The organism is Chryseobacterium luquanense, assembly GCF_026460945.1.
GTDB lineage: Bacteria > Bacteroidota > Bacteroidia > Flavobacteriales > Weeksellaceae > Chryseobacterium > Chryseobacterium luquanense.
In genome coordinates this window covers 18,685-39,017 of sequence record NZ_JAOVZV010000003.1, presented here as the reverse complement: position 1 = coordinate 39,017, position 20,333 = coordinate 18,685, and the positions used below count along the sequence as shown (strand labels likewise).

The window sequence follows — 20,333 nt, the reverse complement described above, 5'->3', positions numbered from 1 at the left end:
CAGGCCTCTAACTTCACAAATATGAGATTTTACAGACTTAAATCTATTTATTTTAATTCTAAATAGTGTATTTTTGCAGAAAATAAATCTTTATTATGAATCATACACAGGAAGAAGCTCAAAGACAGGCTAAACCTCTTGCTCCAAAAGTGAAAGAATTAATCGCAAGAACCCAAAGTATTATTTTGGCAACTGTAGATGCAGAAGGAACTCCAAACTCAAGTTATGCTCCGTTTGTACAAGTAGAAAACTCTTTTTATATATTAGTGTCTTTCATGGCAAAACATACAAAAAACCTTTCTGAAGGAAGAAAAACTTCAATCATGTTTATCGAAGATGAATCTGCTACAAAGCAAATTTATGCTCGTGAAAGGTTAACAATTGAAGCTTCAACTTCTCAGATTGAAAGAGATTCTGAAACTTGGAATCAAGTTGTTGGTCAATTGAAAGAAACTCACGGTAAAGTGGTAGATGTAATTTCTGAAATGAAAGATTTTATCTTAATCGCTTTAACTCCTGTGAAAGGTGCTTATGTAAACGGTTTCGGAAGTGCTTATTTCGTAGATGCAAATCTTGAAATTATGGAGCACAGGAACGATCAGAATCACCAAGCGAAATAATAAAAAAAAGCTCAGTTTTATAAACTGAGCTTTTTTTTTGGATTAATTTATAGGTAAAGATATTTCATTTCATTGACGAAATTTCCATAGTATTCAATTGCTTCTTCATTTTTCCCCGATTCTATTAATGAAACCGATGGAAGTACTAAGTGTGAATAAATATAATCTAATATTTCATCCTTATTGGAAGCTTTATTTATTTTTACAAGCATTTGCGGTGCAATGATATTATATTCTGAGATTAATTTTTGATATTCAGGATGAGGTTTCATTACATTTTCTCGCAAGGCTCTTAAAGTTGTCAATTCATAACAGTTGTCTGGAAGATTTTTATGAAAAACACATGCAGATGTTAAAAAACATTGTGACTCGCTGGTTTTTTCAAAGCCCAGATTAATTTTCAGATCCATCTTTTCATTTCTGATAATAGCGTGGCATTTGTCGTGAATTTCGATTTCGACTTGTTTACCAAAAAGCTCTTTGGCGAAATTATAATTTTCAGAAGTTGTCTTATCGCTTTGTAATCTGCATGATAAAAAATGTAGATTTTTATCATCAACTGTTTTTTCAGTAAGTGCTAATATCTTATAGTAAGATGGAATTGATGTCTCGTCAAAAGCTTCGATGACAACTTCCTTATTCTCATCGCCAGACTCTTTAAATTGGGTTAGAATATCGGAAATAATTGTAATTGAAATCAGCCATTCTTTACCATTTTTTTTAAATAATTCTCTTACACTATATTCATCTTTTTTACTTAGTGAACTCTCTTTAAATGATAATAAAGGAAGGAAAGCAGCTGCTAAAGCACCAGACGATGTTTTTCTTAAAAATTTTCTTCGATCCATGTCTACAGGTTTTATAGTTTTAATAAAGGTATGATCTTGGTTTAAATTCTACAATCACCCTTTTGTGCTATTTTTTGTTTTTACTGTATTCTTGTGAAGCTTTAAAAAATTGCTATTTTTACCTAATAAATCAAACCAATGCCTCTTTACCGAGATTTTTCTGATGATAACGCAACTATTCTTGTCTGGAAATATGATGAGAATGATGAACTAAATATTGATGAGCTTTTAGAACCTGAAAATGCCGAAAAAGTAAAAGATTATCATCCGAAAAAATTGTTGGAGGTTCTAATGGTGAGAAAACTTTTGAAAAGTTTAAAACCGAATTCTAAAATTCTTTACAAAGAAAGAGAGCCTTACTTATTTCCGAAGGATGCAGAAATTTCGATTACCCATTCTTATCCGTTTGCTGCGATTGCTATTTCAAAAAATAAAATAGGAATTGATATTGAAAAATTTAATCCTAAAATTTTAAGGGTTATTGATAAATTTACCTATGAAAATGAGCGTGGATTTATTCCTTTTGATACTGAAGTTATCTTTTATACAATTATCTGGAGTGTGAAAGAAAGTATGTATAAAATTCATCATTCAAAACATTGGTCACTGAAAAAGCATTATGAAGTAAAACCTTTTGAGCTTAAACATCTTTTTGACATCAGTTGCAGGGTGCATGATGATCAAATTTCAGATGAGTTAAAAGCCAGAGTGAAATTTTTTGACGATTATTGCTTTACGATTGTGGAGGAATAGCTTCTTCGTTTCGGTACTTTTCGATTACTTTTCGCTGTTCTTTGGCAACGTCATAAATCAATTCCAAAACATCGTGAATATTTTTCAATTCGGTTAAATGCGATATTTTATTAGGATCTCTTGTGTCGTAATGTTCATTTTCCAGAAGTTCGGTTTTTCTTTTATGAAGCATATCTTCAATTGACGAATCTTCTGGTTCGAGACGGCTGTCCATTCTCAATGTTTCTGTAATTTTATCGCCATTCAGAATTGCTGAGACCTGATTCATTTCAGATTCTATTTTTTTACTCCAGCTTTCAGAATCAATTTCTGGATATTCCTGATTGCTTTTCGCATATTGAGATAGGGAAGCGGTGTAAGCGGTAATCAAATGTGAAGTGGCCACAAATTGATGCACAACTTCCAGTTTTTTCTGCTGATTTTTAGGATCAGAAATCATTCTCTGAAAATTATCCGAAAGATTGGCTAAAGAAATAATTGCATTTTTACGCTTCACTTTATAATCTTCAACATCAAAATTTTCATTCAAAAATTTAGACATTACACTGTGAAAATAAGTGAGATTAGACTCCGCAGATTTTTTCATTAAATCTAAATTCTGTGTATGTTCCCAAACCGGAAGTACAATATAAGAAACAAGAAACGCAATAATACCGGCAATAATTGTATCTACAATTCTGTCTTTAAAAATAACATTTACATTCCCGGGATTTAAAAAATTAAAACTCATGAAAACATACATTGTCATAAATAAAACTGCCCAAAAATATCTTCCTTTAAGCAAACTGAAACACAAAATCATGCTCAATAAAAGAATTGCAAAAAGAATTGCATTAATATGAATAAAATGCAACAAAGCGTACGCAATGACAGCTCCTGCAACAGTTCCGTAAAAACGAAGAAGATTTCTTTGTTTGGTAATCGAGTAGGCTGGTTTTAAAATAGCAACAATGGTAATTAAAATCCAATAGGTGTGACCAATTTCCACAAACGGAAGAAGAGAAACCAAATAACCTAATAAAAGCGCTACTGTAATTCTTATCGCATGACGAAAATGAGATGAGGTAAGTGAAATGTTACTTTTTAAAACTTTAAAATTAATTTTCTCCTCATTCGGCATAAATTTTTTTAAATCTAAACCTGTAGAAAGACTTTTCGCCAATTTTACATTCTGAGAAAACACTTTGTATATCTCGTTAATCTCTTTTGTAATTTCGCTGATACGCATCATAATCTGACGCAAAATCATGAAGTTTTCGAGATTTTCGGGAGTCATTTGTTTATTTCTCAATTCGAAATAATGAACATTTAGCTCATGCTCATGAACATCCAAATTGGAAATGGGTCTTGCTCGGGTACTGCTTTGTAATGAAATTCCAATGTTGGCAATTTCTTCGGAGAGAATATTTAAATAATCATGAATTTGAACTAAAATTTCAGTGTCTTCAAAGCTTTCCTGAAGTTTTTTGTAATCACTTTCGGAAGTCATGAGTTTCTCATGAAGATCCATTGAATTCAAGAACATCAACATTAATAATCGGCTTATTGTTGTTGATTCGTTAACGATGGTTCTGGTTTTAAAAACTGTTTCACGGGTTTCTTCCTGAAGGTTTTTAATTCCGACCTGCTTTCCGATTATCTGTAAACTTAATTTGTCGAAATCTGGGTTTTTCTGATAATAATTAGCTTTAACTCTAAGAAATTCTGCTAGTTGAAGATAGTTTTCCCCAATCATCTGACTTGCCAATTTGTAAGGCTGAATCGTTGTAACAATAAGGAAAATCAACAAAAACCAAATACATCCTGCTGCGAAAATAAGTAAACTTTTAAAAATATTTGCTCCAGTTAAATGTCCGTCAATAAAGATGGCTAAAACAACTAACGCTAAAGAACCAACTGCCGCTAATCTTTGTCCGTAAACTCCGATTAGGGAGAAAAACATTCCGAAAGCAACAATTTCTAAAATTACAAGAGGAATGATGCCTTTCACCAGACTTGCAATTAAAGCAACTACTACAAAGCAGAAAATCGCAAAAGTAAGTGAATTTCGACGTCTGATAAAAGGTCCGGGTTGATCAGTCAACGCAACAAAGCTAGTTCCTAAAGGAAAAAGAAAATAATCTTTAAGCAAACCAAAGTAGGAGAGTACTAAACACGGAATCACCGTTGCCAATGTAATTCTTATAGAAGAATACACGTATTGACTGGTTACGATTTTTTTGAGCTCCGATGAATAGTTCATTTTACAAAAATAGGGGTTATATGTGAATTGTCGGTTTTACTTTGTAAGTGAATTGTGAATTTTTATTTAAATATTATATTAAAAACGTTCATTAAAATGTTTGAAAATTATTAAAACAAAAAAAGTCTCATAAAATGAGACTTTTCAAAACTTTTATAGTATGTTTTCTTAATAATCTACATTTGAAGTTTCTTCACCAATGTTCCAAGTAAGACCGAAACGAAGAGTGTTATCCAAAGCAGTATTAATTTTAGACATATTGATTAGATAAGAAATATCCAATCCAAAAGAACGGTATTTTAAACCAATACCTGCAGTTGCAAACTGTCTTGCTCCCTGCTCTTCACTTTCGTGGAAATAACCACCTCTTACAGCAAATGCATTGTCATAAGAATATTCCAAAGCACCACTCATCATAATAGAATTAGGATTTTTGAAAGATTTACTGATTCCTTCCATTACACCAACATTCGGAACCGCATAAAGAGGTTGTCTTGTGTTTGGATCTGTACCTACCAATTCTGATCCCGGAACTAAAATTTTAGATCCTTCGAAAGAAATACCCACTTTATTCATATCATCAAGAAACATATCATAACCGATACCTAATCTTGCCATAGTCGGAAGGTATGATCTTGAAGCTTCATCTCCTGTATAATCTAATTTCGGACCAAGGTTTGAAATTACGGCACCTGCATTCAATTTCCCGTCCATACCTCCAAAACTAGAGAATTTCGGTGAAGTATAGTAAGCTGATACGTCTACTGCAAAACTATTTGCCGGTTTCAAAGTAGTATCTGTGTTGAATCCTCCGGCTAAGTCTGAACGGATAAATCTACCTGTTACAGCCATTGAATAAGAATCAGATAATTTCAAAGCATAAGCAACGTCGATTGACATTTCGTTTGGCTTTGAAGTACCCATAGAAGTAACGTCATTTCCTACCAACTGCGTAAGATCTACTTCCCCCATATTGAAGTAATAGATACTTGCTGAAATTGTAGATCTCTCTTCCTGACCTAAGAATTTATGGAATGCACCGTACAATAAAAATACATCATTGGTAAGTTTCCCCATATATGGAGTATAGTTCAAACCAACAGAAGAGCTGGTTCTGCTAAAAGGATATTTTGCCGCATTCCAGAATTGTGAAAAAGCATCCGGTGAAGTTACCACACCCTGATCTCCCATACCTCCTGATCTTGCATCTGGTGCGATTCTAAGGAATGGAGCTCCGGTTAAAACAGGTCTTACCTGACTCAAATCTTGTGCATAGCCTAAAAAACCAGCACTCAAACCAATCCCTAAAAGCAGTTTAGTAGTTAAATTCATATGTTGTCTTTTATATATTATCAGTTTTTTATTGATATTCTTAATTAATTATTTATTTACTTCAAAAGTACCATTTTTTCTACAGCTGTAGCACTTCCTTTGCATTTTTCTTGATTTTGACTTTTTGCAAATATCTTAAAAATATACGTACCTTTTGCTACTGTATCACCAAAATCGTCTTTTCCGTCCCACTCAATTGCCTGACGTGGCGTTCTAAAGCCCTGTAGGAACGGTTCTGCGACTACAACATTTGTTAAAGTTCTTACTAATTTTCCTGTAATCGTATAAATTTGAACGTTTACATCTAAAATATCATCACAATTATGCTCAAATTGAACGTAAGTTTTGTTGGTAAAAGGGTTTGGCCAGTTCAACGGTCTGTTAATAATCAAGTGTTGATCTGCTTCGTCTTTAACTTCAAAGTTTAACGTTTCAGTTGTCGAATTATTGTTGATATCCCAAACTTTAAATGTTAGCTGATGTTGTCCCAATGCTAAATTTCTAAAAGGATACGTTACATTTCCTTTTTGATAATCTGCTAATGAAGGATTAAGACATCCGTTTCCTTCTCCTGAAGCGAAAAAGTCATTTAAAACTACGGTGTTAATAATTTGTCCGTCCAAATATACTGTAATATCGTGACCAATACCAGAGCCTGTAGAATTTATTCCTGTATCATCTGTTAAACAAGCTAAAAGTGTCGGACTTTGATTGGTGATTCCTCCGTTGGCAAAATTTGTATTGTTCATGTATAATTTTACTTTTGGAGGTTCATTATCGTTAATTCCGTTAGGATTAAGATCACCTACTTGTACAGATTGATTATTGAATACGTCAAAAGATTTATTGTCAGCGTACCCCAGTAATCTTCCTTCTCCTACTGCATAATTAATATCTTTTGGAACATAAAATTCAATGGTAAATACTCCATTAACTGCAGTTCCGGATGCTTTTACAATGGCGCTTCCTTCTTCAGTATATTGTAATTGCGGAGTAAGATTTCCGTCATTATTTAAAGTGGTTTTATTTAATCTTTTATCAAAAATATTGATTACCACTCTTCCGTTGAATGTAGTATTAACAGTTCCGTTTGTATTATTAATGTGTCCTTTTATTTTTACAAAATCTAACCCTCTTATTAATCCCGGAACAGGAGTTTCTATATCGTCAATTACTAATAATCTTTGAGGTCTGCTTAATTTCATTGCAGGATCACTTAAAACATTTACTTTTAAATGATTGGATTCACCCCCATATTGTTTTTTTGCGTTTAGATGAGCATTTCCAATAGTTTGAAAATCATCACCAACCATTTTAAACATTTCTTTGGTGTAAAAATTAGTGAATTGCTCACCATAAAATACACCAACTGCACGGCTTGAAGTAATCATTGAAGCAGGACCTCCTTGTTTAAGCTTAATAAATTGCTCTCCTGCCGAAAAAGTAGCTGGCTCATCCCAAAGTGTAAATTCACAAGTAATTGTTGATACGAAAGGAAATCTACTGTAAACAGAAGAAAAATTGTTTGAATTTTGAATTTCGTCTGTCGTTAAAACTCTTTCCTGCGCCCAACCATTAATACCACCATGCCCGAAATAAAATAAGTAAAGACTGTTACCAATATCATTTGAAATAGCTTGGTTTACTTGCGGATATCTTTGTCCTCCTGCTGTACTTTGCGCCTGAAAAGCATCTAAATACAATTTTCTTACATTATATTCTTTTAGAGTATTTACTAAAGGTATTTCAAATGTACTTGCCAATGAATTGTTCATTGTAGTATGGAAAGGTATCGTATTATCATTATCATCATCTACTACAAAATCCAATTTCATTCTCCATTCCCCAAAAGGTGATGATTGTCCTGAAAGAGCATTATAATATGCCAAAGTTTTGTCAACCATATTCGCTGCTTCTGTCGGGTTTGCTGCAGGAAGACGTCCTATTGGCAAATCGGGGAGGTTGTTTGATAAGGCAGGTGAAGTCTGAGGTTTGGTCATTACAATGTAATCATCAGTAACAAAAGATCCTTCAAAATCTCTTGAAGCTTCACTTTCGTAACTTGAAACTATATTAGAATTATTTGAAATTCTATTTTTATAATCATAAGAAGCATCGCCAAGTATAAAAACATATTTCAAGCTTCCTAACGGAGTATTTAATTTTGTTATAAAATCTCTTAATGCTGTAAGATCTCTACTGCCGCTTCCAAATTCATTGTAAATTTTATCTGCATCAACAATCTGAACATTAAAATTATTTTTTGTTTGATGATAGTTAGCAATTCGCTGAGCTTGTGCCATCATTTCAGGAGTTGTGATAATCAAATAATCTACATTTTGTAACGCAGAAAGATTTTGGTTAGCAATTCTTCCTACGAATTGTGGAGAAAAAGCAGCATCTGCTCTAAAAGCAACAAATTCATTATTAAAATTAAGATCCGAGGTTGTGTAAGCGAAATTAAAATTCCCACTTCCGGTAGCTTTATTTACCCTTCTGTTGGCATTGGTTATATCTGTGACATCCCAAACCTGCTCCATATTTCCTGTATTGGAAATACTAAATCCATAATTGGTATTCGTACCTGTAGTTAAAGAAAAATCTCTGAAATTCATTTGAGAACCATTGAATCTCAAATCCTCTCTATATTGTACTTCTGCATAATCTAAATAAAAAGCTCCATTAGGATTCGTTGCAATATTGGGAGAGTAATTGATTGTAATTTGATTTCCGGAAATTGCAGTTGTTGTTCCGAAATAGGTTAATGGATAAAAATCATTTGAATAGTTTGGTGGATTTGATGGAATTGATTGAGGTGAAGGATTTTGGCTGTTAATATTAAAATTAATACTATTCTGCTGTGCTCTCCATCCAACAACTTGAGTTCTGTATTTTACAATATCACCCGCTTGAATAGGTGAAGTTAAATTAAAAGTAACCGCTTTATCTGTTGTGAAACCTTGATCTTCAACCCAAACTCTTCCTACTTTTAATAAATTTCTTTGGTCATTATTAATGACTTGATAGTTATCAAACTTTGTTATTGGTGCAGAAGCAGGTAAATTTAAATCAACGGGAAGGACTCTTTTGCCTGCACCTTTGTCGAAATTGATATAATAATAAGAAAAATCTTCGTAAATATTTTTTAAATTCTCACTAGTGTCATTTCTAAATTCTCTTCTCTTAATACCATTACCATTAGCAGTATTATATAAATTATATCCATTCGGTCCTTGAGCATAAAAAAGAGCATAGTCACCATCATTCCAAACTCCATCGTCTTCTCCAACAACTTGGATTGCATTTTCCTGCAATGCACTGTACTTTACATCTTGATTAAACTCAGGAAGCATAATTCCTCCATTTCCGTAAATTCTGAAGTTTTTAGGATTGATATTGGCAGGATTCATCCCATTGTCTCTCAGGAATTGAGTCGTAATTTTGAAAACCCCAGATTTGTCAACTTTAATTTTATAAAAACCTCCGCTTGATAAAGGATTTTGTGTAGTACCAACTTTACTTGCGTTCATTGGCATTGGCGAATTACTTTCTGAAACGTTAAATGAAGATAATCTTTGTATTTTACCTTTAATATTTTTAAATAATCCAACACGTACACTTGCATAACGTTGTCCGTCAAGATAATAATAGTCAATATCTGAGATGTCACGATCTTGGATGAAATTAGCATCTAATTCATATAAATCTTTTGCAGAAACGCTTTCCCAAACAAGATTTGATACCTGAAGCTGTCTTTCTCCTGTTTTTTGCTTATTGATGATGAAAATATTATCTTGATGGTAAGAAAAACCTTCGTTTGTAAAGTTTGGAAGATTTTTTTTAATATCACCATAATCCTGAATTTTAGCTCCGTCCCAATTTATGGATACTCGCTGAGCCCAAGCCGTTGATACAAAAGCAAATATAGATAATAGAGTGATTTTTAGTCTCATGTTTATGTTTGAAATTTCTAAATTACAAAATAAATGAAAATTTTATAATTAAATTGTCATACCATAAAATTAATTTGTTAAGAATTTTCAAAAAAATCAAATCTTTACTTGATTTATTGAATAATTTATTTTTTCTTTGTACTTTGAATAATATTTATATCGACTATGAAAAAACTAAAGTTGTTTTCATTAATAGCATTGAGTTCTACACTTGCATTAACCAGTTGTGGTGGTTCAGGGACTTCCGGAGGCGGCGGTACTAAAAAGTTTGTCAGCAAGACAGGTTGGAAACCAAACGAAAAACAGGGTTGGTTTTTTGCAGGAAAGCAGCAGAAACAAAAAGGTTGGCCGGGGATGGTATATGTTGAGGGAGGAACTTTTACAATGGGATTAGTGAAAGATGATGTAATGCACGATTGGAATAACTCGCCTCGCAGAATGCAGGTAAGCTCATTCTTTATCGGTGAAACTGAGATTACTAACTACGAATACCGCGAATACCTTACATGGTTGAAGTATGTATTCCCACCAAGTGATCCTAGTTATAAAGAAATTTACAACGGTGCTTTGCCAGATACTTTATTATGGGATAATAAATTATCTAGAAATGATCTTAATGAAACGTATTTCAGAGATCAAAACTATGATTATTATCCGGTAGTAGGAGTTTCTTGGACTCAAGCAAACAGATATTGCGAATGGTTGACAGACAGAGCAAACGAAAAAGCTTTGATGCAAGCAGGTATTATTGCAAAAGATTTGTATATCAACGAATCTAATAATCAAGGTGGAACTGCATTTAATATGGATAAATTCAGATCGAATGATCCTGAAATGCAAGGTTACATCAATGAGCAAAGAATGATGCAGAAGAATGGTATGAAAACTACCAACCAAAGACTTCAGGCAGCAAACAGAGCTCCTAATGCAGCAATGGTTACGAAATTCAGACTTCCTTCAGAAGTTGAATGGGAATTTGCTGCTCTTGGAATGGAAAAAAACAGAGAGTACAACAGTTACTTAGAGAAAAAACCACAAGTAGATCTTCTTAGAGGTACTAAAGGTAAAAATAGAGGAATGATCCTTGAAAACTTTAAGCAAGGAAGAGGAGATTATTCTGGACCTGCAGGTTGGAAAAATGATGGTGCTGCTCAAACTGCAGACGTAAGACAATTCCCTTCTAATAACATTGGTATATACGGTATGTTTGGAAATGTTGCAGAATGGACTGCAGATGTTTACAGACCAATTATCGATGAATCTGGAAGTGATTTTAATTACTACAGAGGAAATATGCCTCAAGCTATTGTAAGAAACGGTGACGGAACTTACAAGATGATAGAAGAAGGTAACATGAAATATGATACTTTAGCAGACGGAAGATTAGTTTACAAAAACTTACCAGGTCAGTTTGAGAGAGAAACTATTGCAGATTACAGAAATTATATGGATGGTGACAGACAATCTTCACTAAACTATAGAAATGCAAGTGATTCTGCAGCATCTTATGATATGTATAATTCTCCTACTACGAAATTTATCGTAAATTCAAATGGTAGAGTAGTTTTGCAGAAAGATACTAAAGACAGAACTTCAGCTATTTCTAATGATATTAGAGTTGTGAAAGGTGGTTCTTGGCAAGATTCAGCATATTGGTTGGATCCGGGACAGAGAAGATACAAAAATCAGACATCTGGTTATGGTTGGATCGGTTTCCGTGTAGCACAAGATGCTAGAGTAAACGACAAAGCTAGAACAAGAAGATAATATTTATCAAAATACTTATAAAAAACCTCTCGTATTTCCGGGAGGTTTTTTTATTTTTGAACTTAGAAATTTTATTTAAAATTTAAATTTACCAATGACTACAGAACAGTTTTATCAAATATTTTTAAAAGCTAAAAAAGTAACAATCGACAGCAGAAAAATTGAAAAGAATGATATTTTCTTTGCTTTCTCAGGAGATAATTTTGATGCTGCAACTTTAGCCGAAAAAGCTGTTGACCAAGGTGCACTTGCTGTAATTGTTGAAAATAAAGAATTTGAAAATTCAGACAAAAATATATTCTATGTTCCTTCAACTTTAGAATTTTTACAGAAGTTGTCTATTCATCATAGAAATCAATTAAATATTCCTGTCATTGGTCTTACGGGAAGTAATGGTAAAACAACGACAAAAGAGCTTATTCACGCTGTGCTTTCACAAAAATATAAGGTTCAGTATACTTTTGGGAATTTGAATAACCACATCGGTGTGCCATTGACATTACTTTCCATTAAACCCGAACATGAAATGGCAGTAATCGAAATGGGAGCTAATCATCAGAAAGAAATTGAATTGCTTTGCGATATTGCTAAACCAAATTTCGGTTATATTACCAATTTCGGTAAAGCACATCTAGAAGGTTTTGGTGGTTTTGAAGGTGTTATTAAAGGGAAATCTGAATTGTATGATTATCTTAAAAATACAAATCAAACCGTTTTAGTGAATGAAAATGATCTTACTCAATTAGAAAAAACACAAGATTATCAATCAAAAATAACTTTTGGAAAAACAGATTCTGATTATTATTTCGAACCATTTTCTGAAGAGCACTTTATAGGTTTAAAATACAAAGATAAAAATGCTTTATCAAAACTTACAGGAGATTATAATTTTACGAATCTTTGTGCTGCTGCAAGTTTTGGACTTCATTTCGGGATAGATTTTGGCCAAATTAAATCTGCTTTGGAATCTTACACGCCAACAAATATGAGGTCTCAGATTGTTAAAAAAGATAATAAAACGCTTGTTCTAGATACTTACAATGCCAATCCGAGCTCAATGTTTGCTTCACTGCATAATTTTATCACGTTTGAAGGTTCAAAAACAATCATTATCGGCGATATGCTGGAGTTAGGTAATGAAAGTAGGGAAGAACATCAAATCATTCTCAATCTAGCTCAAAACCTAGGTTTTAATGAGATTATTACCGTTGGAAAACAATTTAAAAACGTCAATTCAGATTCTAAAGCTTTTGATAACACAGAAGAATTGACTCAATATTTAAAAGATAATAAAATTCAGTCACAAAATATTCTCCTTAAAGCGTCGCGCGGAATATCTCTCGAAAAAGCAATTGATTTTATTTAGATTTCGAATCCCAAAACTCATTAATAATCAACTTTATATTCTGGAAAGTACTTGGAAAGACCTCATTCTCAATCTGAGTGGTGTTTTTCCAGGCAACTTCTGTGATTCCTTCTTCTAATTGAGGTTTGGAAGTGTCTTCACCATCAAAAAACATTTCAAACCAATGCGTGTGTTTCAAAACACGGTCACCGTTTCTTTCAATATAAATATGATAGGTAGTGTTGATGAAATCTCGAAGTTCCACATTCATTAAATTTGTTTCTTCCTCGATTTCTCTTACGGCAGACTCTTCGCGGGATTCACCTTTTTCCATTTTACCTTTAGGAAGATCCCATTTTCCCAATCTTTTGATGAAAAGTGTATCTCCATTTGGTCTCAAGACAATTCCTCCCGCCGCTTCAATGATTCTGAATAGTTTTTTAAATTCTTCCCAAATGATTTCAATTTTTTCGCCATAAACATTCAGTTCAGAAGTCGACGTATTCTGAAGAAGATCGAGAGCGATTTCTAAAGTTGTGAAACTTTCGTAATTTAAGGTTTTCTCTAAGTTTTCGGGCTTCTTAGATATCAATAATTTTTTTTCGTTCACAAAAACTTTATACATTTGTAGTAATTTAAATACAAAAATAAAAAAATGAATTTAGAAGGACGAAAAATTATTGTCAATAAATCATCTAAAGATTTATCTGAATTGCTGAAATCGCCTGAAAATTATAAAAATTTTATGCCAGATGGTCTTCAGAAATTTGAAACCAGAGAAGATGGCTTCAAATTCGGACTTCAAGGAATGCCGGAAATTGCATTGAAAATTGATGAAGTTACAGAGGAGAAAGCAGTTTTAAAATCGGCTAGTTCAAGTTTAGATTTTGCACTGACTGCAACTTTGAATCCGTTAAACGAAAATCAAACAGAAGTTCAGATGCTTTTTGAAGGAAAATTTAATCCTTTCATTAAAATGATGGTTGAGAAACCGCTTCAGAATTTTATCAACACGTTGACCGATAAGATCGAAGCTTACAAATAAATAGAAACCTTCAGATATGAAGGTTTTTTTTATGCAATAATTCCTGAGCTGTGATTATGTGAACTTCCTGTTGCAGAAGCAAGAACATTGATTTCGTTATTCCATCTTAAAACTCCCATAAAAGCAAAAATCAAAGCTTCTTTGAAATCAATAATTTCTTTTTCAGGAATGATAATTTCCGATTGTGTTTTACTTTTAATCTTTTCAATAAGAAACTGATTATAAGTTCCGCCTCCTGTAAAAAGGACTTTCTTTAAATTATTATCATTAAAAACTTTTGAAATTTGTTCAGCAACGTGTTCTGTAAATGTTGCTAAAATATCTAAATCTTCAATATTTAAAAATAAAGAGAAAATATTTTCGTTACACCATTCAATTCCTAGAGATTTTGGATGAGATTGATTATAAAATTCCAATGAATTTAGTTTTTCTAATAACTCTTGATTGATCTTTCCTTTTCTTGCTAAATCACCGTTTTCATCATAATTCTGATTGAAATTTAAAGCTAATTTATTCAGGACAATATTTACTGGAGCAATATCAAATGCAATTCTCTGATGATTAGTTTTAAATGAAATATTTGAAAATCCACCTAAATTTAAACAAGCATCATAATCGGAAAATAAAAGTTCGTCACCAATCGGAACCAAAGGTGCTCCGTTTCCACCTAGTAAAACATCCTGAGAACGAAAATCGTAAACAACAGGAATTTGAGTTTCTGCTTTTATCGCTCTTCCGTCACCAATCTGAAGCGTAAATTTCCTATGAGGTTGGTGAAAAACAGTATGACCGTGTGAAGCAATCAAATCAATTTCTGACAATTGATTTTTTTGAATAAAATTCTTAGTAGCCTGACCTAAATGAAAGCCATATTCGGAGTTTAAAGCTAATAAATCTTGTGATGATAAATGAACTGAATTTCTAAGTTGATCTTCTAAACTTTTAGAATAAGAAACAGTTTCAGCCTGAACAATTTTAAATTTCCATTGAAAATCTTCTTTCCAAAACTGAGCAAAACAGATATCTAAACCATCCAAACTGGTTCCGGACATCAATCCTATTGCTTTAAAAACCATTTTATTGAGCTTTAGGTTGAGCAATTTTAGCTTTACTTACATCAAGATCTCCGGAATTATTGAAAAATTTGTATTCTGAGAAATCGTCTTTTGCAGTCATTCCGTTTGCGTGAACTAGAGTAGAACCGTCTTCCATTGTTGCATAAACAGTGTCTCTTGTATAAATTCTTTTCTTAGCCTGATCCCAAAAAACACTTTGAGTAGCAAATCTTTGTCCGTCACTTGTAAGAATTTTCACATCGCCTCTTGCTTCGTAAAATTTCTTGTAATCATAAATTTTAGCAAATTTAGCGGTTATGTTTCCTGGGTTTTTAGGTTTTTTCTTGTCGAAAAATTCTATTCTCATTCCCTTTTTGGCAACGGTATAAGGACTGTCAATCAGTTCATACGTTTCAATAATCGGAGCTGTTGCTTTTAAAGTTATAAAACCTGAATCTCTCTGAACAATTTTAGCATCATAAATAATTCGCGAAGGGAAATTCTTGTTTTCATTACCGTTTAGCTTGGTAAGGTCTTCCTCGCAAGATGTGAATATAAAAAATATAGCACAACTAAAAAGGTATGCTATATTTTTAAATTTATGTGAAATAAAATTCATTATTAATTGTAAAGCTGTTTTCTAAACCATCTGTCAGCAAAATTGAAACCAACTTTTACATTGACAAAATTCTGGTTGATTAGATTGTTTTTCAGAGTTCCTCTTTTCCCAACTTCTACGCCAATTTCAAGACCGCTCATTCTTGCGATACCACTGTTTTTAAACGGTAACATAACTCCAGCAGAAACACCATATTTATTGATGCTATTACCGTAAAGCTCGATATTTCCTTTTTCATAGAAAGCACCATAACGGTAAACTACTCTTGAAAAATAACTTCTAAAGTTGTTATAGTTTGGTAAATACCATCCTCCGGCAGAAACACGGTAAGAATCTTTGTAGTCAAAGGTATTACCGAAATAACTTATGGATTCTCCTTTTTTGTAATCAACCTGTCCTGAAACAAACCATTCATTTTCACTTCCGTATCCAACTCCGACAGAAGCCTGAAGTGGAAGAAGGTTATTAGAATTGGTTTTTTTATTTTCAATAATTGTAGGAGTAGATTTTATGTCAACGTCTGTGTAATAATAAGTACTGTTTGTATATTCAGTAGTCATTTTACTCGTATTACCGAAAGTAGCAGTTGCTCCTATAGTAAGTTTTTTGTCGGTACTTGTATTGATCGATTGATAACTTGTACCTAAGGTAAAGTTAAAGTTTTTAATACTGTTTTTAGTCTCGTAACCGTTGATCAAATCTGCAGTAGAAGTTGTAAACTCATTTAGATCATAAAGATTTCCGAAGTAGTAATTTGCTTTTGCTCCAACAGAAAATTTAGGATTGATTTTGTATGATAATGCAACTTGTGCTGTATTTAAAGTTCCGCTACCTGTAAATTTGTTTCCGTAAACAGTTCCATCACCCATTGTTTCGCTATGAAGGATTTCATAACTCTTTGAGCTGTATGGTTGATACAAAAATCCCATTTTTATTTTAGGTGAAACAGGAAAAGCTATTGAAATATTTGATAAATAGGTAGAATGCTTTGTAGATTTTGTACTATTATAATCAGTTTTAAAGTAATTGTTTTCGTTTGTTGCTTCAAGTCTGATACTTGTCAGCTCAAAATTACCATTATTAGCAGGGTTTCCGAAATTGAAATTACTACTGAAATCACTGATGTATGCAGTAGAAATGCCTCCCATTGAGCTGGTTTCAATCGTATTATCATATTTTACATCCCCAATTCCATAAGCAGCATAAGGTGAGTTGCTTAAACTCTGTGCATTTAGGAAATACCCCACCGAAATGAATGATAGTACAAAAATTTTTTTCATTCTAGATTTTTAAAATAATGCGCAAATATCTTAAATATTAATGAATTGTAAAAATTTACTGAGGTTAAAGTTTGTTAAGGGGGATTTTGTAATGAATGGTCAATAGTGAATAATGAATCAGCTTCGCTGTGAATAGTGAATTCTCATTATTCAATAAATATTAAATTGTTATGTGAAATTGACCATTAACTTGCGAAGCAAATTGACGATTGACAAATTATCAGTTCCAAAAATTCTTATCTTTGAAGCATGAATTGGGAAAACATCGCCGGACAAGAAAACCTGAAAAAAGTTCTTAAAGACAGTATCGCCGAAAACAGAGTAAGTCACGCCCAGCTTTTCATCGGAAAAGAAGGGTACGGAACGATGCCGTTGGTTTTAGCATATGCAAAAGAAATTTTGAAAGGAGAGAATGAGCATGCAGCTTCGAAAGTTGAACATCTTAATCATCTTGATTTGCATTTCAGTTTTCCGGTTTTTACTGACAATAAAAATTCGTTAAGTAAAAATAAGTTTGAACAATTCAGAGAAATGATGATCAGTTCGCCATATGCAAGCTTTGATGATTGGACAGCTCATTTGGAATCTGAAAACAAGCAGTTTTTCATTTCTGCAGATGAAATTGATGATCAGAACCAAAAATTTGCCCTAAAAAGTTTCGAAGGCGGAACAAAAATTCTAATTGTTTGGAGAGCTGACAAAATGAATATTGCTGCATCAAACAAATTTCTGAAATTTCTCGAAGAACCACCTGCAAAAACAATTATTCTTCTTACTGCCGAAAGTACCGATGATATTTTACCTACAATTTTATCAAGAACTCAGCTGATTGAAGTTCCGAGAATTAATGACAAAGATATTGAAACATTTCTTCAGTCTAAATTTCAAATATCTATTGATAAAGTAAGAGAAATTGTTCATCAGGCTCAGGGAAATCTTAATGACGCTATTAACTTTTTAAATTCAGAAACGAAAAATCCGGAGTTTGAGAAACTGTTTGTACAATGGGTTCGTGATGCATTTATGGTAAAAAAGAAACCCGAATTTTTGAAGAATATTATTTTGTGGGCAAGAGAAATTGCCGGTTGGAACAGGGAAAAGCAAAAAAACTTCCTCAACTACGCTTCCGAGATTTTCAGATTGGCTTTGTTGCAGAATTATCAGTCGCAGGATTTGGTGTATAAAAAGATTAATGCGAATGGTTTTAATTGGGAAGGATTTTCAAAATTCATTAGTGGGGCAAATATTATCAGTATTTTAGATGAAATTAATACCGCAGATTTACATTTAACACGAAATGGAAATCCTAAAATTGTGTGGACAGATTTAGGAATAAAACTTTCAAGATATATTCATAAGAATTCTTAAAACTCTTTGTCGGAAATAATCATAGGCGTTTTCATTAAGGTGGAAATGCTTTTTTCTTGATATAATATTGAATGAATTTTTTTTAAAAATTAAAAATAAATTAAAAAATCAATCAAACGTTTGATTTTAACAAAAAAGCATTGTACATTTGCATCCGAAAATTATCACACATGATTTCAAAAGAAGAAAATATATTATTCGCTGCTGAAAAGCTTTTTGCTGAAAATGGCTTTCAAGGAACCTCAACACGAGAAATCTCCAAAGCTGCAAATGTGAATATTTCAATGATTTCTTATTATTTCGGTTCTAAAGAAAAACTTTACGAGAAACTAGTTGAATACAGAATGCAGGAAGGACAGTTTTTTTCGAAAGATATTTTAGAAAGAACAGATATTAATGAATGGGAAAAGATTCAGAAAATTGTAGATCAGTTTGTGGGTAGAGTAAGGCATCACAAATGTTTTTACCGAATTATGCAGAGAGAGCAGCTTCATACAGAAAATCCTCAGATTGTAGAGTTTCTGAAGCAAACCAAATTAGGTTTTCTTACAATGTATTCGAAAATTCTGGAAAGTGGAATCGAAAAAGGAATTTTTACAAAAAACCCTCCTATCTATTTATTACATTCTACGGTTAGCGGAACTCTGTTTTATGCATCAAACGCAACAGGAATGTACAAAGAATTTCTTCAAAATAATGAGACTGAAGAAGCTTTTGAGGAAACTTATTTTAACGAATTGACACAACACGTAAAACATATTTTAAAAGACCTTTTAGGTTATGAAGAGAATAAATAACTCAGTTATTGCATTGTCCCTTTTTGCAGGAATGGTGTACACTCATGCTCAGGAAAAAAAGCAGCTCACTCTTGATGAGGCAGTTCAGCTCGGAATCCAGAACAGTAAAAGTTTAAAAATAGATGCTGCCAAAATTGAAGAAGCAACAGCTGATCTTTTGGAAGCCAAAAACAGACAGCTTCCGGAATTAAAGGTTTCAGGAAGTTACATGTATCTTCCCATTAAACCAACCATCGATTTAAAACTACCCGGAGTATCTTCAGCAGGTGGACCAGAAGTTCATCAGGTTGCATTTGGTTCGGCAAATTTGAGCGTTCCTTTATATAGTGGCGGAAGAATTAAATACGGAATTCAGTCTGCAAAATATTTGGTAGAAGCGTCAAAACTGAGTACAGAAAATGACAAAATTGCTATTGCGTACAACGTTGCTCAGGCTTATAATAATTTATTTAAAGCCAATCAATCCATTAAAGTTTTAGAAGAAAATTTAACTGCTTCCCAAAAAAGAGACGAAACCTTTCTTAAGCTTGAAAATAATGGTGTCATTGCAAGAAACGATCGTTTAAAGGCGAATCTTCAGACTTCAAATATCGAATTACAACTTTTAGAAGCAAAAAACAATTATAATATTGCCAATATTAATATGGATTTGCTTTTAGGTCTTCCTGATGCTACTGAAATCGAAGTTGACCAAAATTATATTGATGAATCTGATGATGTAAAAACTGTTGATTTTTATCTGAATGAAGCGAGAGAAAACCGTAAGGATCTACAGGCTTTAGACCAGCAAAGAAAAGCAGCTCAATTGGGAACGAAATCGGCGAAAGCAGAAAATCTTCCATCGATTGCTTTAACAGGAGGTTATGTTGCAGCAGATATTCCTAAATTTTTGACTGTTTATAATGCAGTGAATGTTGGGGTAGGAATTTCTTACAATCTCTCAAATCTTTGGAAAGAAAATTCAGCATTAAAGCAGTCTCAGGCAAGAGAAATGCAGTTGTCTGCAACGAATGATTTGTTGAATGACAATATTAAGCTGGATGTCAACAGAGAATATCAAAATTCAGATTATTCTAAAAAGAGAATCGCTGTTTTCGAAAAATCGGCCGAACAGGCAAATGAAAACTACAGAATTACAAAAAACAAATATGATAACGGTCTTGCAACCATGACGGAATTGCTTGATGCCGATGCAGCTCAAATTTCAGCAAATGTTGGTGTAATCAACGCCAAAGCCGATGCCGCATTAGCTTACAGAAAACTTTTGCAGACTACAGGAACTCTAACTATTAAATAAAAAGACAATACC

At 32.8% G+C, this 20,333-nt stretch carries 16 protein-coding genes; 8 read left to right on the top strand and 8 right to left on the bottom strand.

Going from position 1 to position 20,333, the window contains the following annotated elements; all coding sequences use genetic code 11:
* The first annotated feature begins 95 nt into the window (after nucleotides 1-95).
* Nucleotides 96-620: a HugZ family pyridoxamine 5'-phosphate oxidase gene (locus OEA66_RS04425; RefSeq protein WP_267280245.1), complete on the top strand. Its 525-nt coding sequence runs from the start codon at nucleotides 96-98 to the stop codon at nucleotides 618-620.
* Between the two features lie 47 nt (nucleotides 621-667).
* Here OEA66_RS04425 and OEA66_RS04420 read toward each other — a convergent pair whose 3' ends face one another.
* The gene (locus tag OEA66_RS04420) at nucleotides 668-1,468 is read right to left on the bottom strand and encodes a hypothetical protein (protein WP_267280244.1); all 801 of its coding nucleotides are present in this window, start codon (nucleotides 1,466-1,468) and stop codon (nucleotides 668-670) included.
* Nucleotides 1,469-1,606: 138 nt separating this feature from the next.
* Between OEA66_RS04420 and OEA66_RS04415 the strand changes: the two genes are divergently transcribed.
* Nucleotides 1,607-2,221: a 4'-phosphopantetheinyl transferase family protein gene (locus tag OEA66_RS04415; RefSeq protein WP_267280243.1), complete on the top strand. Its 615-nt coding sequence runs from the start codon at nucleotides 1,607-1,609 to the stop codon at nucleotides 2,219-2,221.
* On the opposite strand, the gene OEA66_RS04410 is transcribed toward OEA66_RS04415, so the two are convergent.
* The 3 genes from OEA66_RS04410 to porU form a co-directional block, all read right to left on the bottom strand.
* Entirely contained in the window at nucleotides 2,202-4,463 is a 2,262-nt protein-coding gene (locus tag OEA66_RS04410; protein ID WP_267280242.1) for an FUSC family protein, read from the bottom strand. The genes OEA66_RS04415 and OEA66_RS04410 overlap by 20 nt on opposite strands.
* Before the next feature lie 168 nt (nucleotides 4,464-4,631).
* Nucleotides 4,632-5,795 carry a type IX secretion system outer membrane channel protein PorV gene (porV, locus tag OEA66_RS04405; RefSeq protein ID WP_267280241.1) on the bottom strand — a complete coding sequence of 388 codons (1,164 nt, stop codon included), beginning with the start codon at nucleotides 5,793-5,795 and terminating at the stop codon, nucleotides 4,632-4,634.
* A gap of 56 nt (nucleotides 5,796-5,851) precedes the next feature.
* Nucleotides 5,852-9,748 carry a type IX secretion system sortase PorU gene (gene porU, locus OEA66_RS04400; RefSeq protein ID WP_267280240.1) on the bottom strand — a complete coding sequence of 1,299 codons (3,897 nt, stop codon included), beginning with the start codon at nucleotides 9,746-9,748 and terminating at the stop codon, nucleotides 5,852-5,854.
* A 165-nt stretch (nucleotides 9,749-9,913) separates the two neighbouring features.
* On the opposite strand from porU, the gene gldJ reads away from it, so the two are divergent.
* The gene (gldJ, locus tag OEA66_RS04395) at nucleotides 9,914-11,515 is read left to right on the top strand and encodes a gliding motility lipoprotein GldJ (protein WP_267280239.1); all 1,602 of its coding nucleotides are present in this window, start codon (nucleotides 9,914-9,916) and stop codon (nucleotides 11,513-11,515) included.
* 94 nt (nucleotides 11,516-11,609) lie between these two features.
* Entirely contained in the window at nucleotides 11,610-12,881 is a 1,272-nt protein-coding gene (locus tag OEA66_RS04390) for a UDP-N-acetylmuramoyl-tripeptide--D-alanyl-D-alanine ligase (protein ID WP_267280238.1), read from the top strand.
* Here OEA66_RS04390 and OEA66_RS04385 read toward each other — a convergent pair.
* Nucleotides 12,874-13,485, bottom strand: a complete 612-nt coding sequence (locus tag OEA66_RS04385) for an NUDIX hydrolase (RefSeq protein WP_267280237.1) — start codon at nucleotides 13,483-13,485, stop codon at nucleotides 12,874-12,876. The two genes, OEA66_RS04390 and OEA66_RS04385, sit on opposite strands and share 8 nt — an antisense overlap.
* A 30-nt stretch (nucleotides 13,486-13,515) precedes the next feature.
* Here OEA66_RS04385 and OEA66_RS04380 point away from each other — a divergent pair, with 30 nt between their 5' ends.
* Entirely contained in the window at nucleotides 13,516-13,905 is a 390-nt protein-coding gene (locus OEA66_RS04380) for an SRPBCC family protein (RefSeq protein WP_267265290.1), read from the top strand.
* A 29-nt stretch (nucleotides 13,906-13,934) separates the two neighbouring features.
* Here OEA66_RS04380 and OEA66_RS04375 read toward each other — a convergent pair whose 3' ends face one another.
* Genes OEA66_RS04375 through bamG form a run of 3 tightly spaced genes read right to left on the bottom strand, consistent with a single transcriptional unit; the run spans nucleotide 13,935 to nucleotide 16,859 of the window.
* Complete coding sequence (locus tag OEA66_RS04375; RefSeq protein WP_267280236.1) at nucleotides 13,935-14,981, bottom strand: anhydro-N-acetylmuramic acid kinase; 1,047 nt, start codon at nucleotides 14,979-14,981, stop codon at nucleotides 13,935-13,937.
* Between the two features lies 1 nt (nucleotide 14,982).
* A complete protein-coding gene (gene lptC / locus OEA66_RS04370) occupies nucleotides 14,983-15,579 on the bottom strand; it encodes an LPS export ABC transporter periplasmic protein LptC (protein WP_267280235.1) in 597 nt (198 codons plus the stop codon).
* Nucleotides 15,580-15,581: 2 nt separating this feature from the next.
* Nucleotides 15,582-16,859, bottom strand: a complete 1,278-nt coding sequence (gene bamG, locus OEA66_RS04365) for a BamG family beta-barrel-assembly machinery protein (RefSeq protein WP_267280234.1) — start codon at nucleotides 16,857-16,859, stop codon at nucleotides 15,582-15,584.
* A 249-nt stretch (nucleotides 16,860-17,108) separates the two neighbouring features.
* Between bamG and OEA66_RS04360 the strand changes: the two genes are divergently transcribed.
* From OEA66_RS04360 to OEA66_RS04350, 3 genes are all read left to right on the top strand, one after another.
* Nucleotides 17,109-18,227: a DNA polymerase III subunit gene (locus tag OEA66_RS04360; RefSeq protein ID WP_267280233.1), complete on the top strand. Its 1,119-nt coding sequence runs from the start codon at nucleotides 17,109-17,111 to the stop codon at nucleotides 18,225-18,227.
* A 170-nt stretch (nucleotides 18,228-18,397) separates the two neighbouring features.
* A complete protein-coding gene (locus OEA66_RS04355) occupies nucleotides 18,398-19,024 on the top strand; it encodes a TetR/AcrR family transcriptional regulator (RefSeq protein ID WP_267280232.1) in 627 nt (208 codons plus the stop codon).
* On the top strand, nucleotides 19,008-20,321 hold the full coding sequence (locus tag OEA66_RS04350; RefSeq protein ID WP_267280231.1) for a TolC family protein: 1,314 nt from the start codon (nucleotides 19,008-19,010) through the stop codon (nucleotides 20,319-20,321). Before OEA66_RS04355 ends, OEA66_RS04350 begins: the two co-directional genes overlap by 17 nt.
* Nucleotides 20,322-20,333: the final 12 nt, after the last annotated feature.